The organism is Georgenia alba, from assembly GCF_042665525.1.
Classification (GTDB): domain Bacteria; phylum Actinomycetota; class Actinomycetes; order Actinomycetales; family Actinomycetaceae; genus Allobogoriella; species Allobogoriella alba.
In genome coordinates this window covers 1,252,103-1,268,103 of sequence record NZ_JBHTCQ010000001.1, presented here as the reverse complement: position 1 = coordinate 1,268,103, position 16,001 = coordinate 1,252,103, and the positions used below count along the sequence as shown (strand labels likewise).

Below are 16,001 nucleotides of genomic sequence, written 5' to 3'. Positions count from 1 at the left end.
GTCATCCCTTGCTGTTGCTCGAGAGGCAGTCGTGCCTAGTTTGTCACACAGATTCTGCGGTCAGTCAGGCGCCGTACTCCGCCGGCACACGTGCCACGAAACCACGGAACCACCTGTTCGACACGCGCTGAAGGCTCTGTCCTCAGCCGGCCACCGCGGCCAGCAGCGCGTCGTGAAGACGGGGCCGGCACACGAGAAGGTCCGGCAGGTAGGGGTCCTCCCGGTTGTACTCCAGCGGCGTGCCGTCGATCCGGCTGGTGTGCAGGCCGGCCGCGGCCGCGACGGCCACCGGGGCCGCCGAGTCCCACTCGTACTGGCCGCCGGAGTGCACATACGCGTCGACCTCTCCGCGGACCACGGCGCTGACCTTGTAACCCGCCGAGCCCATCGGCACCAGCTCGGCGCCGATCTGCTCGGCGACGGACAGCACGAGTTCTGAGGCACGGCTCCGCGAGACCGCGAGCCGCACGGGCTGGGCCGGCTCGCCGAGCTCCGGAAACTCGCCCGCCGTGCTCAGCGTCATCCCGAGTCCCGGGAGCGCCACGGCACCCGCCGTCAGCTCCCCCCGCTCCCAGAGCGCCACGTGGACGGCCCAGTCGTGCCGGTCCTCGGAGTACTCCCGGGTGCCGTCGAGCGGGTCGATGATCCAGACCCGCTCCCGGCCGAGGCGCGCCTTGTCGTCGACGGCCTCCTCGGAGAGCACCGCGTCCTCCGGCCGCTCGGCCGCCAGGCGTGCGGCGATGTGGGTCTGCGCGCCGCGGTCGCCGGCCTTCGCCAGCGCCTTGCCCTCGGCGGTGCCGGCGGCGAGGTGCTCGCGTCGGATCTGCAGCAGCAGCTCACCGGCCGAGGTCGCCAGGTCCTTCGCGAACGACTGGTCGTCGCCCACTAGCTCGCCTCGAGGATCGTGCCGGCGCCGACGGTGTTCCCGGTCGCCTCGTCGATGAGGATGAAGGACCCGGTGGCCCGGTTCTCCTCATACGTGTCGCACAGCAGCGGCACCGTGGTGCGCAGCTGGACGCGCCCGATCTCGTTGAGCGCCAGCTCCTGGGCGTCCTGGTCCCGGTGCAGGGAGTTGATGTCCAGGCGGTACTGGATGTCCTTGACCAGGGCCCGCGCGTTGCGGGTGGTGTGCTTGATGGCGAGCTTCTGGCGCTGCTTCAGCGGCGCCGTCGTCATCCAGCACACCATCGCGTCGATGTTCTGTGCCGGCGTCGGCGCGTTCTTCGGGCGGCAGATCATGTCGCCCCGGGAGATGTCGAGGTCGTCCTCGAGACGGACGGTGATCGACATCGGCGGGAAGGCCTCGTCGAGCTCGCGGTCGAACAGGTCGATCGCGGCGACCTTGCTCGTCAGCCCGCTGGGCAGCGCCATGACCTCGTCACCCGGCTTGAGCACGCCACCGGCCAGCTGCCCGGCGTACCCGCGGTAGTCGTGGTGCTCCTCCGACTTGGGGCGGATCACGTACTGCACCGGCAGGCGCGCGTCGATGAGGTCCCGGTCCGAGGCCACGTGGACGTGCTCGAGGTGGTGCATGAGGGAGGGCCCCTCGTACCAGGGCATGTTCTCGGACCGGTTCACGACGTTGTCGCCGTTGAGTGCCGAGATCGGGATGACCTCGAGGTCCGGGATGCTCAGCTTGGTCGAGAACGCGGTGAACTCGTCGTAGATCTGCTGGTAGACGTCCTGGCTGTAGTCGACCAGGTCCATCTTGTTCACCGCGAGGACCAGGTGCGGCACGCGCAGCAGCGACAGGAGCACGGCGTGCCGCCGGGACTGCTCGGTGAGGCCGGCCCGGGCGTCGACCAGGACGAGGCCGAGGTCGGCGGTGGAGGCACCGGTGACCATGTTCCGGGTGTACTGCACGTGCCCCGGCGTGTCCGCGATGATGAACTTGCGCTTCGGCGTCGCGAAGTAGCGGTACGCGACGTCGATGGTGATGCCCTGCTCGCGCTCGGAGCGCAGACCGTCGGTCAGCAGGGCCAGATCGGTGTAGTCGTAGCCGCGGGACTTCGACGTGGCCTCGACCGCCTCCATCTGGTCCTCGAAGATCACCTTCGAGTCCAGGAGCAGCCGCCCGATCAGGGTCGACTTGCCGTCGTCCACCGATCCGGCGGTGGCGAACCTGAGCAGATCCATTTAGAAGTAGCCCTCTCGCTTGCGGTCTTCCATCGCGGCCTCGGAGAACCGGTCGTCGCCCCGGGTGGCCCCGCGCTCGGTGACGCGGGCGATGGCGATCTCCTCGATGATCTCCTCGATCGTCGACGCCGGGGACTCCACGCAGCCGGTCAGGGTCAGGTCACCGACCGTACGGAAACGGACCTGCCTCTCCTCGACGACCTCGCCGTTGCGCAACGGGTTGTACTCACTCTCCGAGAGCAGCATGCCGTCCCGCTGGAACACGCGGCGGTTGTGCGCGAAGTAGATGGACGGGATCTCGATGCCCTCGCGGCCGATGTAGTGCCAGACGTCGAGCTCGGTCCAGTTGGACAGCGGGAAGACCCGCATGTGCTCGCCCTCGTGGAGCTTGCCGTTGTACAGGTTCCACAGCTCGGGCCGCTGGTTCTTCGGGTCCCACTGGCCGAACTCGTCGCGGTGGGAGTACACGCGCTCCTTGGCGCGGGCCTTCTCCTCGTCCCGGCGGCCGCCACCGAACGCGGCGGTGAAGCCGTTCTCCTCGATGGCGTTCAGCAGCGTGCCGATCTGGAGCCGGTTGCGGCTGGTCTTGCCGTCGTCGACCACCACTCCGGTCTTGATGGCCTCCTCCACCGACGCGACGATCAGGCGCAGGCCGAGCCGATTCACCCAGTTGTCGCGGGTGGCGAGCACCTCAGGGAAGTCGTAGCCCGTGTCGACCTGGAGGACAGGGAACGGGATCTTGGCCGGGTAGAACGCCTTCTCCGCGAGCCGGAGCATGACGATGGAGTCCTTGCCGCCGGAGAACATCAGCACCGGCTTCTCGAACTCCGCCGCGACCTCTCGGAAGATGTGGATCGATTCCGACTCCAGTTCATCCAGCTGGCTCAGCCGGTAGTCAGCATGGGTGCGCATCAAGTACGTCGCCTCTCATCCGTTGCGGCGCCACCGTAGCGGCCAGCGGCACCTTAGTCCGACATGCTCGCACGGCATAAGGCCGACCCGAACCGTGCTGGCACAATGACCGCCGTGCCAGACCTCGAACAGGCCGTCCCGCAGTTCACCCCGACCCTTCGCGAGCTCGACGACCTCGAGCTGATGCGCCTCGGTGCACTGGGCAGCTCGCCACGGTTCGAGCCGCCGGGATCCGGCGGCGTCACGCTGGTCGTGCCGCCCGGGGCCACGATCGAGCACCCTGGCCGTATCGACCTGCTCGACCTGGAGGGCGCACGCGTCGGGACGGTCGACGTCGAGGCCACGTACCCCGCCGAGTCCGGCGTCGGCGTCGTCGGCGATGTGGTTGATGTCACGGCCCCGGACATGCGGCCGTTCCGCGATCTTTACGTGCCGGCAATCGAGGCGCCGGAGCACGTCGAGCGACCCGCGGTCGTGGTTCCTGTCTCCGGCGCGCTGTCGGATGCCGACATCTCCGCGATCGACGCAGAATCGCGCGGCGGCCCCGTGCTCCTGCTCGCTCTCGTCGGCACGGGGACCCCGCGAGGACTGTCTGCCGCCGGGTTGATCCGCGCCACCCTCGCCGCCGCCGAGCTCCTCGACGACGCCACGGTCGTGGCCGTGCCGCTCGCCCGGCACGACGGGGCGGACCTGGACGCGGCGCTGCTGGACCGCGTCCTCGAGGCCTACGCCCCGGGCGCCAGCGTCGTACGCCCCCAGGAAGCCGGACCGCGCCCCGCGGGCGTCGCGGCCGTCGTCGAGCGCGAGAACCCCCGCGGTGTCGAACGGGGTGCGGTCGTCTTCTTCACGGGGCTGTCCGGGAGTGGCAAGTCCACCCTGGCAACCGCGCTGCTCAACCTCGTCGCCGAGACCGGCGAGCGGCGCACGACGTCGCTCGACGGCGATGTGGTGCGGCACAACCTCTCCAAGGGTCTGACGTTCTCCGCCGAGGACCGCGAGACCAACATCCGCAGGATCGGCTGGGTCGCCGCCGAGATCGCCCGGCACGGGGGCATGGTGGTGTGCAGCCCGATCGCACCGTTCGACGCCACGCGGCGGGAGGTGCGCCGCATGGTCGAGGACGCGAACGCCACATTCGTCCTCGTCCATGTCGCGACCCCGCTCGAGGAGTGCGAGCGGCGCGACCGGAAGGGGCTGTACGCGAAGGCGCGCGCGGGCCAGATACCGAACTTCACCGGCATCTCCTCGCCGTACGAGGTTCCGCAGGACGCGGAGGTGGTGGTCGACACCACCGGCAAGGACGTCGCGACCGCGCTCGCGCCCGTGCTGGACGCGCTCCGTGAGCGGGACGTCCTGACGGACCTCGCCCGGGGTGCGGGGAACCGGCGTGGCTGAGCTCTTCACCCTCAGCGCGCTCGCCCTGGCGGTGGTGAGCTTCGGCGTCGGTATCGTCGTCGGCCTCACCGGCATGGGCGGTGGCGCCCTCATGACGCCGGCGCTGATCTTCCTCGGCATCCCTGCCACGGCGGCCGTCGCGAACGATCTCGTGGCCGCGGCGGTCAACAAGAGCGTCGGGGCGGCCGTGCACTGGAAGTCCGGTTCTCCGAACCTCCGGCTCGTCCTCTGGCTGATCGTGGGCTCCGTGCCCACGGCCTTCGCCGGCGCCTTCATCATCGAGAGCGTCGGCGGCGAGGACCACGGCGACAGCTTCGTCACCGTCGCGATCGGCGTCGCCCTCCTTCTCGCGGCATCGACCTATGTGCTGCGCCTCGTCATCTCGTTGCGGCGGCAGGGTGGACCCGCCCTGGACGCCGATCCGCCCGTCCGTCCGGTCCCCACCGTCGTCGTGGGGGCCATCGGTGGGCTCCTGGTGGGGCTCACGTCGGTCGGGTCGGGCTCCATCATCATGGTGGCCCTCCTGCTGCTCTACCCGCTGCTCTCGCCGGTCCGGATCGTCGGCACGGACCTGGTCCAGGCCATTCCGCTCGTCATCGCGGCGTCGGTCAGCCACGTCATCGTCACCGGGGTGGACTGGGGCGTCCTGATCCCGCTGCTGGTGGGCGGCCCCGTCGGCACGTTCCTGGGCGCGCGGCTCGCGGTCGTCGTGCCTCAGATGGTGATCCGGCGCGGCATCGTCCTGGTGCTGACGCTCACGGGCCTCAGCCTGCTCGACGTGCCGCCGGTCGCCGTCGGGATCCTGGGAGCCGCCTTCCTCATCCTCGGCCCGGCAGCCTGGGAGCTGCTCAAGAGACGGATCAACCCGCGGGCGGAGGAGACCGGGTACTGACCGTCCGTTCCCCGCCGGGCCAGACGATCAGGAGGCGGCGCGCAGCAGGTCCGGGCGAAGCGCCTCGGCGGCCAGCCGCTCCAGGTGATCACGGAGCCAGGTGTCCCGGACCAGGCGACCGGTCTGGACGTGCTCGGCGATCTCGCCGTCGGAGAAGGTCCGGCGACGGTACGTCTCCTCCAGCTGACCGCTCCGGAGCAGCTTGTAGTCGGCTCGCAGGTGCTTGCCCATGCGGAGATTGAGCGGGTTCTTGTTCGCGGCGTACGCGGTACCGGAGTTCTCGGTCTTGGCGTAGAACTGCCCGTACGAGCGCCACGGGACGTGCAGCACCTCGAGCCTGTCGGTCATCACCTTGCGCCTCGGCCGGACCCCCTTCGCGTCGTGCAGCCCCTGCGCGACACGGACGAACCTGCTGCTGCGATGGGCGACCTTGCCGAGGATCTTGTTCCCGTTCGCCGCGAGGGACTCGGTGTCCTTCCAGATCATCCGCGGAGACCACGGCTCCTCACCCTTGCCCGCCATGGAGCCCTGACCCACCAGGTTGTGCCGGTCCGCGACCAGGACGCCGTCACTCTCCGGGGTCTCGCGGAGAACATCAGGGATCGGCGTGGACCGGTCGCTCGCGACCCAGAACTCGTCCGCATCCAGGTGGATGACCCAGTCCGCCCCCATGCGGTGGGCCTGGCGCGCCATCCGTGTCACGACCTTGGCCTGCTGCTTCTTCTGGATCGGCTCGTGGAGCAGGGTGAGCCGGCCGCTGCCGGCGTACGACTCCAGGACATCGACGGTGCCGTCGACCGAACCGTTGTCGGTGACGATGAGGTGGTCGATGCCCTGAGCGAGGTGATGCTCGACGTTCGCGGCGACGATGTCCACCTCGTCCCGCACCATCATGGTTGAGATCAGCACGCGCACGCTCCCGTATGCAGTCGTCTCGGCTGTCGATGGCACTCACGACGTCTGCCGGGGTCGGCGAGCAGAGCCGTGCGCACCCGCAGGCGTCTCAGGGCCGGGCTCCGATCCTGCGCAGCGCCCGTCTCGCACTGGCACCCGGATACCGGGCCCAGCGGAGCCTCCGCTTGTAGCTGGCGATGACCATGGAGATGCTCAGCATCTGGCGGCGCGTGCCGAGGAGGGCCGACGTTGTCTGGCTCTCGTCGTAGGAGAGGACCTCGCCGGCGTCGACGGCGTGCTCGTTCCCGTCCAGCGTCAGCAGCGCGCGGTAGAGGTCGATCTGGGCGGTCGTCAGTCCCGCGGCGGCGAGCTCGTCGGGATCGTCGCTCTCGGCGGAGTGCCGCAGCTGGCCGTCGACCTGGTCGGAGGGATCTTCCTCGACGATGCGGTAACCGGCACGGTCGAGCCAGTCCCTCGTCTTCGCGATCGTCCGCGCAGGATGGCTCAGCAGCGTGTTGAAGGAGATGAAGAGTGCCCGTCGCCCGTCGAGCGACCGGATGAGCGACCGGTTGTACCGCTCCCAGAGCGCCGCCCCGAACAGGAGCGGGAAGCCGTTGCGCGACTGCAGCGACCGGGCGACCTCCAGCGGATGGCGGACGGTCACCGTGAAGTGCGCGGGCTGCGGGTCGATCGCGAGCCAGGCCGGGAGGGTCAGGCAGTTCCGCGGGTCCTTCCAGACCCAGGGCTCGGGGCCGAGACGGCGATGCACCTGCCGGAGCCGCTCGGCCCGCTCCCGGTCCCCTGTGGCGGCGGCCAGCACCTCTTCGAGGTCGTCCGCCGGCGTGGACCAGTCACTCCCGGCCATCTTGAGCAGCCGGTCGTTGGCATGCCGGAGCGGGACGTTCTCCCACTGGCCTCGTGCGTTGGTCCGCTTGACCTCGGCCTCGGACTCCTCGAACCCGACCATCCTGCCGACCGTGCGCGCGTATGCGGAGGTGCCGCTCCGGTGCATCCCCAGGATGTAGATGCCCACGCCAGGATTCCATCCTCATGCTCGACGTCACCCGGCGGGTCACACGTCGCGCCCGCCGCGCTGCACGCGAACGTTATACCGGCCGGTCCGGGATCAGCGAATCGCCGGCGGCCTCGGGGCCGGCCGGGCCGCCACACCGGGGACGGCCGCCGCCGCGAGGACGGCCCGCTCGACCTCACCGAGGGCGCGTTGCGCGGCCAGGACGGCCTGGCGGATCTCCCCGGTGCGCGCGAGGGACACGGCCAGGTGCGCCCGCATCCTGTCCGCGGTCGCGGACCGTGCGTCGCAGGTGAGGTCCCGGTAGCCGATGGTCGCGAAGTGCTCGGCGACCTTGGGGGCCGGGTCCGGGGCCATCTCCACCGGCACGGCACCGCCGAGCGCCGCCAGGATGAGGACGTGCAGCCGGTCGCTCACCGTGAGCGCCGCCCTCCGGTACAGGTCACGCAAGATCTGCTCGTGCTCGACGTCGCTCGTCTCACCCCAGGCGAGGTGAGTGCCGCGCAGGGCCCGGGCGAGCTCGGCCGCCCGCTCCTCGTCCTGGCGCACCTGCGCGACGCAGACCACCTCCAGCCCGGCGCCGTGGGCGAACGTGCGGACGGCCTCGACCCACTGCTCCCCCGGCCACGCGCGAGGACCGCGCATGCTGACCACGAGCGCCGTGCGGGGCTCGTCCACGCCGCCCCAGTAGACCGGCTCGCTGAACGCCACGTCCGGCGCGAGCTCACCGGACCCGATGGCCCGGACGCTGCTCGCGTTCCGCCACCAGACCAGCTGCGCGACGGTGCACATGAGCCGGTGCACGGCGGCGGAGGCGCCGGACGCCCCGCGAGCCACGGCCCGGGGCGGCAGCACCACGACCCCGCCCTTGGCGCGGGTCACCACCGCGAACGCCAGGTAGGCGATCTGCCGCAGCAGCACCCCCGGGCCGAGGTCGAGCTCGCCCGGCTCGACCACGAGCACGGGGCGGCGCGCCCGGAGCAGCGCCGCGAACCACCGGCCGATCTGCCGTGTGCCGTACACGCGGTCGAACGGGCGCACCCCGAGCCGCTCCATCCACTGGCTCGGGGCGCTGCCGACGTAGACGTCGGCGTCGTCGGTGAGGTCACGCACCCACGCGAAGACGCGTTCGCGGATGAGCGCGTCCCCGATGTTCGGGTAGTCGCCCGTCATCATCGCGAACACGTCCGCGCGGCGCGGGTCGGTCCAAGGCTCCCCGGTCACCGGCCCACCCCCCGGATGCTGCGCACCAGACGCCACGCCTCCGCCGTCGCCCGCGAGCGCAGCCGCCGGGAGAGCGGGCGGGAGATCCGGTCGTGCCGGCGCACGAGCGGTCGCATGCGGTCGACGTAGACGCGCAGATCGCCGGCCACCTTGGCCTCCTCGAAGAGGGTGAAGCTCAGCTCCGCGAGCCGGCGGCGCTCGCGGACGAGCCGGAGGCGGCGCCGTGAGACGCGGTAGCCCGGTTCGACCCGCTTCCGCGGGACCCATGCGCCCTCGGCGATGTCGTCCGCGAGCCGGACCGCGAGGCCCTCGCGGCGGTGGCGGTAGTTCCCCGCCTGTGCCTGCGCGAGCTCGTCGACGGTCACGTCCTCGAGGCGGACCCGGCCAGCCGTCGCCCCTGCCCGGAGGATCCGGTCGGCCGCGTCGGTCCGGGTGATGACCACGTTCATCCCGCGCGGGTCGGCCTCGTGTCGCGGCAGCCACGCGTCGCCGAAGACCACGTCGGCCGTCTCGGCGTAGACGTCGTCGCAGAAGTTGCACGCGTTGAGCTGGAACGCGGCGTGCCCCCACTGCCCGCCGACGAGCCTCCCGGGCATCTGCGCCACGGGCGAGTCGGCACCCGTTCCCCAGGCGCCGAAGCGGTAGCGCTTCGCGCTCGCGTCGTGGGGACTCTTGATGCGGAAGTCGACCTTCGCGAGGTCCTCGGGCGCCACCCCCTGCTGCCAGGCGAGCGACTCCGCGAACCCTGAGGCCTTCATGTGGCCGCACACGATCCCGACAAGGAACCGCACCTGGTCCCGGAGCGTCTCGTCCTCACGGGTCAGCAGCCGCATCGCCTGGACGAAGCAGGGCACCCCGACCATGGCGTAGCGCCGGCCGTCACCCCGCAGCCCGCGCACGACGTCGGCGAACGTCGTGGAGTAGTAGGCCGACTTGCGGCTGGCCAGGAGCTCCTCCGCGGTGCTCGCGACGCGGTACTCGAAGAGTCGGGGCCCGCTCGACGTCGGGCCGACGTGGATCACCCGGTCGACCTCGCCGCGGGAGAGCAGCTCCGCGAGGAACCAGCTCGTCAGACCTCCCGAGCTGGACCGGTAGACGGCGTCGTCGTCGGCCAAGCGCCCGGCATACGTGCCGAGGTACCTGCCGACGCGCCCGTCGACCGGAAGCGTGGACGCGAAGACCTCGCTCGCGACCTCGTCCTCGTCGGGTGACTCGTTCGCGAACGGGCACACCCGGCACGCGGCGGCGAGGGTGGCGCGGTCGGCGCCCTGCGGGTCCGCCTCGTAGTACCCCCGGCGCCCGATGGTCACCGGGACGGCGCCGCCCGTCCGGACCGCGCACGCGCCGCAGCCAACGCACATGCGCCGGGCGACGACGTCGAGGATCGTGGGGGCTGCCTCGGCGGTCTCAGACGCCAACTCGGCTCCCGGCCAGCTCGGCGGTTGGCTCGCCGGCGGGCACCGGCGCACCGACGGTGGTGGTGCGCTCGGGCGCCGCGTGGCGGCGTGCGCGCACGCGCGGGCCGACGAACTGCCAGACGCACTCTCCGAACCGCACCGGGTGCTCGACGGCGGCCTCGAGCAGCCGCCGGACCGACGCCGCGCGACGTCCCGTGACGCTCTCGTACCGGGCGCCGTGCATCAGTGCCTGGCTGCGCAGGGCGCGTGGTGAGTGCGTGCGCAGGCTGACCCCGAGCCAGGCGGCGTAGTAGCGCCGGATGCGCTCCTTGCTCTCCAGCACCGCGAGGGGGAACCGGGTCGACTTGCCCATGTAGAGCCGGTAGCGCACGGAGGCGACGTCGTGCCGCGCCACGACGCCCCGGATCGCGAGTCGGAGGAAGAGCTCGTAGTCCTCGGCGAACCGCGTGCCGAGGCGTGCCGGAAGCTCCGGGTCCTCGTCGGCCAGGGCGGACCGGCGGATGACGGCCGCACCCGGGGGCCACGGCCCGAAGCCCGTTCGGAGCATGTTCTCGACGGTGATGCGCTCGTACTTCCGTGGCCAGATCCGCTCCGACCCGTCGGGCCACAGACCCAGCGTCTCACCGCCCGCCGCGACGGCCTCGGGCACCGACTCCAGGACGCGGACGGACTCCGCGACCCCGGCGGGGATCAGCAGGTCGTCGGCGTCGAGGAAGACGACGTAGTCACCGCGCGCACGCGCCAGGCCGACCTGCCGCGCGGCGTGCGCTCCTTGGTTCGTCTGGCGGACGGTGTCCGCGCCGGCGCGGCGGGCGACGAGTGCGGTGTCGTCGCTCGAGCCGTCGTCGATCACGATGACCTCGTTCGCGCCCGAGGTCCTCGCGCTCTCGATGGTCTCCAGGAGGGTGTCGCCGGCGTTGTAGGCGGGGATGATCACCGACAGGTTCGTCGTCACATGGCACCTCAAGAAGTCGTGTTACTTGCTCGACTATGCCAAGAATATGCCGAGCCGTCCAGCGCCGCCGGACGGCCCGGGACGCCATCACCCACCTGGGTCAAATCTGGACCTGCCTGATCGACTTAGTGCGCTATCCTGCCCGGAGCCACGCCCCAACCGAGACGAGAGGTTCTGCGTGACGCACGAGTCGATCCTGAGAACTGCACTCGACGGTGCGCGATACCCGCTCTCACGTGCGCTCGACCGCGCCGTGTTCGAGCTCGCGTGGCTGACGTCCCCGCGCCGCAGCCGGACGCACCATGTGATCGTCACGCCACCCCGTGAGGGCAACGTCGGCGACCAGGCGATGGTCGAGAGCTTCGTCCATCAGGTCGAGGGGCCGGTCGTGGTGATCGACCGCGTACCGGCGATCCACCCCCTGCCGCCCGAGCGGGTCCGGATCGTGCACCTATCCGAGCTGCTGTACGGCTTCGGTGTCCGCCATCTCGTGGAGGTCTGGACGTTCGCCCGCCTGACGCGCAGCGCGCGTTCGGTCTCGATCCTCGGGGCGGACATGATGGACGGCCGGTACGCGTTACGCGCCGCGATCCGCCGCGCGGCGCTCGTCGAGCACACGGCACGGCACGGGGTGGATGCCCGCATCCTGGGGTTCAGCTGGAACGGCAAGTCGGAACCGCGCGCGAGACGGGCCGTCGCACGCGCGGCCGCCGCGGGGGTCCAGCTGTTCGCGCGGGACCCGCACTCCGCCGAGCGGCTCCGCTCCGACGGCATGGTGGACGTGGTGCAGACGGCAGACCTGGTCTTCGCGGACGACACCCTCGACGACTCCGCAGCGGATGCGTTGCTGTCCCCGATGAGACGGGCCCCGCTCGCCGTGCTCAACGCCTCGGCCCTCGTCGGATCATGGTTCGACCAGGTTCCCGACTACGTCGCGCTCACCGAGCATCTTCTCCGCCGGGGCCGGAACGTCGTGTTCGTCCCCTCCGGCAAGCGTCGAACCTTCGACGACTCGGAGGCCGCCCGCGCCGTCGTCGACGAGATCGGGAACGCGACGCCGCAGACCGTCGCCGTCATCGACGAGCTATGGTCACCGGCGCAGGTCCGAGCGCTCATCCGCAGGAGCGACCTCCTGGTCACGGGTCGCATGCACCCCAGCATCATCGCGCTCTCGCAGGGTGTGCCGCCGATCGTGATGTCGACCCAGGGCAAGGTCTCCGGCCTGCTCGCCCTGTTCTCGCTCGAGCAGAATCTCGTCGAGCCACGTCCCGGGATGAGCACCCAGGTCATCGAGCGGCTGGACGCGATCCTCGACGACGTCGAGTCGGCGAAGGAGGCCGTCCGCCGCCGACTACCGACCGTCACAGGCCTCTCCCGGCGGAACGTGGCGGGCCTCGCCGCACCGGACCGGACACCGGCCGGAGGCGAACCGGCCCACCCGCGACCGGTGCTCGTTCATCCGGTGGCGCCGTCCTCCCGGGCCGCTCACGCCTCCGGCCTCGACGACGCGCCCGCCTGATCACCGGCCCGAGGGCGAGCGGACAACAGCTCTTTCGTCCGCCAGAACTGCGCGAGGTCCCTCCGGAAGGCCGGCCAGACCAGCGCCTCGACCCCGAGCACCAGCAGCATCGCGCCGGCTCCGGTCCCGACCTGCGCCCACGGACCAGGCAGCGCGAGGACGTCGCTGAGCAGACCGGCGCAGACCGCCGCAGTCCCGTGCGCGACGATCGCGCGTGCTCCGTTGAGGAACCACTCCCGGGCGGCCATTCCCGCGGCCCGCCCGGCCCACCAGACGGACGCCGGCCAGGACAGCCCGACGGCGAGCGCGTACGCGGCGGCAACCCCGGTGACGCCCCAGAAGCTCCCGACCACCACCGCCACGACGACGAGCGGGCGGGAGACGAGCGCGAAGCGGAACTGGGCCTTGGTGTTGCCGGTCGATACGAGGACCCACGTCGCGGCGAAGCCGGCGATCTGGAAGGCGCCGCCCACCGCCAGAACCGTGAAGAGTGGTGCGAGCTCTAGCCACGACCGGCCGAGCAGGATCTCCACCACCGGCGCCCCCAGCGCGGCGGCGAGGCCGAGGACGGGCATGGTGGCATTCAGGACGATCGTCTGACCGCGTACCAGGAAGCGCGAGAACCTGTCCGCGTCGTCCTGCAGCCGAGCGAGCACGGGCATCGCCACGCGCGAGGTCGGCCAGGTCAGCTGACGGATCGGCATCATCATCATCTGGAACGCCCGGTCGTACAGACCCGCCGGGGCGGCGCCGAATCGTGCGCCGACGACGACGGAGTCGGCGTTGGACGAGGCATACGTCAACACCTGTGCGCCCAGGAGATGCACCCCGTACGAGACGAACGAGCGGACGCTCTCGTGCCGTTTCGGCAGGCCCGGGAGCCACCCGGCCGCGATCATCGAGACGCCGGCGACGACGCCGGCGGAGACCAGCTGCTGGCCCACCAACGCCCAGTAGGACCCGCCGCTCGACGCGACGACGACGGCGACCACGAGGCCCAGCAACGGCCCGATCACCTCGGTGGAGGCCGAGACGGCGAACCGGAGGTTCCGCAGCAGGCTCGCCCGCGCCTGAGCTGCGAGCCCGCCCATCACGAACGACAGCGCCAGCCAGCGGGTGATGTCGACGAGCAGCGGCTCGTCGTAGAGGCGCGCCACGGCCGGGGCGGCGAGGAACACGGCTCCGCCGGCGAGGACGCCGCAGGCGAGGTTGAGCCAGAAGAGGTTGTCGCGCTGGCCACGGGTGATCACCCTCGCCTGGATGGCTGCGCGGGAGAGCCCGAAGTCCTGCAGGATGCTCGCGAACCCGACGATCGCCGTGACCATGGCGACCAGCCCGTACTCGGTGGGACCCAAGAGTCGCGCGAGCACGACGATCGAGGCCATCTGGATGGCGATCCGGGCGACCTGCGCGACGAGCGTTGCGGCGCCGCCCCGCGCCGCTGTGCGCCCGAGGCCAGGCGTCCGTGCATCGACGCCGTCGACGCTCATGCCGCTCCCCTGCCCGTCGGGGCGTGCGCTCATGTGACGGCGCACGCTCACGGATAGCGTCGCAGGACCGCGCGGTAGGCGTCCCGGTGCAGACGACCGACATGATCCCAGTCGCGCGAGCGCAGGTCCGGACGTTCCGAACGGCCTGGGGCTCGGGAGCTCTCGAGGGCGCGCCGGACGTCGTTCACCGTCAGCGGAGGGTCGAAGAGGTGGACCCACCCCGGTCCCGCCTCGGCGGCCAGCGCCTCGGAGGAGCCGCTGCGTGGAAGGAGGACCGGCCGGTCGAGGGACAGGGCCAGGAGCGCGGCTCCCGAATTGTGGAAGACGGTGTACGCCAGCACCACCAGCTCCGACTCGCTCACCTCGCGGACGAGGTCGTCGTCGTCGACGAACTCGAGCCGGTGCGTGATTCGGGCGTCCCGCGCCGCGGCGGAACGGACCGTGTCCGCGATGCCCTGGTCCAGCGGCTTCCCGACGACACGAAGGCTCACCTCGCCGTCGGGGATCGCACGGAACACCTCCAGGAGGCGGTCGATGCCCTTGTACGGCCGGATGCGCCCGAACTGCAGGAGGCGGCCGCGCACCGCCTGCCATGTCGGGTCGACATCGAACCTGCCTCGGAAGTGCCCGTGCGGGATCTCGACGCGCCAGGCACCGCGCGGCGTGCGGGTGGAGCCGTTGAGGACGATCCACAGACCTGTCCGTCGGTCGATGTCCTCCAGGAGCGCGTGCTCGGCGCGGTCACCCGGCTCGTGCGGGCCCTCGTTGTGAACCGTCCGCACGAGGGGAACCCGGTGCAGGGCGAGACGGGCGAGCACAAGACGAGTCAGCAGCCTCTTGATCCGCTGGGCCACGGGCAGACCGTGCCGCAGCAGGGACTCGGGCCAGTGGACATGGAGGACGTCGTAGGAGCCGAACAGCGCCCGCCACCACGAGAACGTCAGGACCTCGAGATCCGCCGGGGCGCCCTCGTCGATCTGGTCGACGTACCGGGTGTTCGAGCCCGTGCGATCCCCGGCGGTCTGGAGCACTCGCAAGCGCCGCGGCCCGCTCGCGCCCGGCCGTGCGCGCCACACCTGCTCGGCGATGCTCAGCACTGCCCGTCCCGCACCAGGGCGGGGGCGCCGTCGAGGATTCCCCGTTGGTGCAGCTCCTCCGCCGTCGGGAAGTCGAAGTCCTCGAGCGTCTTCCGGACGTCCGCGGGACTCGGCGGCTTCCGGCGTGTCAGCGAGGCGTGCAGGTCCACCGGCTCCGGCCACGGGAGTCCCAGCGACGCGTAGTAGTCCCGGTACTTGATCTCGGGCTCCTGGGTCGTGGGCGCCACGAGCGTGCAGGGCCGGCCGAGCGCATGGGCGAAGACGACGCCATGGAGCGAGGAGGCGTACACGTGCTCTGCGCGCAGGATCTCGCGTGCGAGATCGACAGGCAGGCTGTCGACGTCGAACACCTGCACGGACCGGGTCGATCGGAACTTGCGACGCTCGCGGTAGTGCGGGACGAAGAGGGTGCGTCCGGGCTCGGCCCGGACCGAGTCCACCAGGTCGGCGAAGACGGTGTCGGCAAGGAGCCCGGGATCGAGCTGGAAACGGACGTCGCGCACGTCGTGACCTGCGTGGGCGAACGCCTCCAGGCTGAGCGGGCCGCGGACTCCGCGGATGGTCAGACGAACCCCGGCACTGGGTGGAGGGATCGGGGTGCCGCGTGTCCCGATGCCGCACACGACGTCCCCGTCACGCACCAGGCGGGCCAGGGACCCCACCAGCAGCAGACGCCGTCCCTCGTCGGTGGTGTTGCGCATCGTCGCGCCGTACAGGAAGGCGACGAGGTCCCGGTTGAAGAGGTCCCCAGCGTTCCCGATCCTGGGCCGGATGCGTCGGTGGCGCAGGCCGAACGTCCCCGGCGCCGCCGCATCCCAGAAGTAGCCCCGCAGCTCCGCCACACCGTCCCCCGACCTCACTCGTTCGCGGCCGACCACGCACCATACACGGGAAATCCGACCAACTTGCTTGACTATCACTCCATACTGCCGGTGATGTGGATGCACGTCCAGTCGGATGGCGGCCCGTCGGCGGGTCGGCACGCCGCGTCGACGAGGCGCTCAGGATGGGACGGAGTCGGACCCTCGAAGGCCCGGCC

Annotated in this window: 14 protein-coding genes; 3 read left to right on the top strand and 11 right to left on the bottom strand. The window is 71.1% G+C overall.

Features of this window, described 5'->3' with window-relative positions; translation table 11 throughout:
- Positions 1-142: 142 nt before the first annotated feature.
- The 3 genes from ACFQQL_RS05945 to cysD are packed head-to-tail and all read right to left on the bottom strand — an operon-like array spanning position 143 to position 3,048.
- The gene (locus ACFQQL_RS05945) at positions 143-886 is read right to left on the bottom strand and encodes a 3'(2'),5'-bisphosphate nucleotidase CysQ (RefSeq protein ID WP_382392235.1); all 744 of its coding nucleotides are present in this window, start codon (positions 884-886) and stop codon (positions 143-145) included.
- Positions 886-2,136: a sulfate adenylyltransferase subunit 1 gene (locus ACFQQL_RS05940; RefSeq protein ID WP_382392233.1), complete on the bottom strand. Its 1,251-nt coding sequence runs from the start codon at positions 2,134-2,136 to the stop codon at positions 886-888. Before ACFQQL_RS05940 ends, ACFQQL_RS05945 begins: the two co-directional genes overlap by 1 nt.
- Entirely contained in the window at positions 2,137-3,048 is a 912-nt protein-coding gene (cysD, locus tag ACFQQL_RS05935; RefSeq protein ID WP_382392232.1) for a sulfate adenylyltransferase subunit CysD, read from the bottom strand.
- Positions 3,049-3,162: 114 nt separating this feature from the next.
- Here cysD and cysC point away from each other — a divergent pair, with 114 nt between their 5' ends.
- Entirely contained in the window at positions 3,163-4,443 is a 1,281-nt protein-coding gene (gene cysC / locus ACFQQL_RS05930; RefSeq protein WP_382392230.1) for an adenylyl-sulfate kinase, read from the top strand.
- On the top strand, positions 4,436-5,335 hold the full coding sequence (locus ACFQQL_RS05925) for a sulfite exporter TauE/SafE family protein (RefSeq protein ID WP_382392228.1): 900 nt from the start codon (positions 4,436-4,438) through the stop codon (positions 5,333-5,335). Before cysC ends, ACFQQL_RS05925 begins: the two co-directional genes overlap by 8 nt.
- Positions 5,336-5,362: 27 nt before the next feature.
- Here ACFQQL_RS05925 and ACFQQL_RS05920 read toward each other — a convergent pair whose 3' ends face one another.
- The 5 genes from ACFQQL_RS05920 to ACFQQL_RS05900 all read right to left on the bottom strand — a co-directional run bounded on the left by ACFQQL_RS05920 (position 5,363) and on the right by ACFQQL_RS05900 (position 10,856).
- Positions 5,363-6,244 carry a glycosyltransferase family 2 protein gene (locus ACFQQL_RS05920; protein WP_382392226.1) on the bottom strand — a complete coding sequence of 294 codons (882 nt, stop codon included), beginning with the start codon at positions 6,242-6,244 and terminating at the stop codon, positions 5,363-5,365.
- A gap of 94 nt (positions 6,245-6,338) precedes the next feature.
- Positions 6,339-7,262 (bottom strand): sulfotransferase, encoded by a 924-nt coding sequence (locus tag ACFQQL_RS05915; RefSeq protein ID WP_382392224.1) that lies wholly within the window; start codon positions 7,260-7,262, stop codon positions 6,339-6,341.
- A gap of 93 nt (positions 7,263-7,355) precedes the next feature.
- A complete protein-coding gene (locus tag ACFQQL_RS05910) occupies positions 7,356-8,483 on the bottom strand; it encodes a polysaccharide pyruvyl transferase family protein (RefSeq protein WP_382392222.1) in 1,128 nt (375 codons plus the stop codon).
- The gene (locus ACFQQL_RS05905; RefSeq protein WP_382392220.1) at positions 8,480-9,901 is read right to left on the bottom strand and encodes a Coenzyme F420 hydrogenase/dehydrogenase, beta subunit C-terminal domain; all 1,422 of its coding nucleotides are present in this window, start codon (positions 9,899-9,901) and stop codon (positions 8,480-8,482) included. The genes ACFQQL_RS05910 and ACFQQL_RS05905 overlap by 4 nt, the downstream gene beginning before the upstream one ends.
- A complete protein-coding gene (locus ACFQQL_RS05900; protein WP_382392218.1) occupies positions 9,891-10,856 on the bottom strand; it encodes a glycosyltransferase family 2 protein in 966 nt (321 codons plus the stop codon). The genes ACFQQL_RS05905 and ACFQQL_RS05900 overlap by 11 nt, the downstream gene beginning before the upstream one ends.
- Before the next feature lie 178 nt (positions 10,857-11,034).
- Between ACFQQL_RS05900 and ACFQQL_RS05895 the strand changes: the two genes are divergently transcribed.
- On the top strand, positions 11,035-12,375 hold the full coding sequence (locus ACFQQL_RS05895; protein WP_382392216.1) for a polysaccharide pyruvyl transferase family protein: 1,341 nt from the start codon (positions 11,035-11,037) through the stop codon (positions 12,373-12,375).
- Here ACFQQL_RS05895 and ACFQQL_RS05890 read toward each other — a convergent pair.
- Genes ACFQQL_RS05890 through ACFQQL_RS05880 form a run of 3 tightly spaced genes read right to left on the bottom strand, consistent with a single transcriptional unit; the run spans position 12,342 to position 15,804 of the window.
- Positions 12,342-13,898 carry a lipopolysaccharide biosynthesis protein gene (locus ACFQQL_RS05890; protein ID WP_382392214.1) on the bottom strand — a complete coding sequence of 519 codons (1,557 nt, stop codon included), beginning with the start codon at positions 13,896-13,898 and terminating at the stop codon, positions 12,342-12,344. The genes ACFQQL_RS05895 and ACFQQL_RS05890 overlap by 34 nt on opposite strands.
- Before the next feature lie 14 nt (positions 13,899-13,912).
- Entirely contained in the window at positions 13,913-14,896 is a 984-nt protein-coding gene (locus tag ACFQQL_RS05885) for a glycosyltransferase family protein (RefSeq protein ID WP_382392212.1), read from the bottom strand.
- A gap of 59 nt (positions 14,897-14,955) precedes the next feature.
- Entirely contained in the window at positions 14,956-15,804 is an 849-nt protein-coding gene (locus tag ACFQQL_RS05880; protein WP_382392210.1) for a polysaccharide pyruvyl transferase family protein, read from the bottom strand.
- Positions 15,805-16,001: the final 197 nt, after the last annotated feature.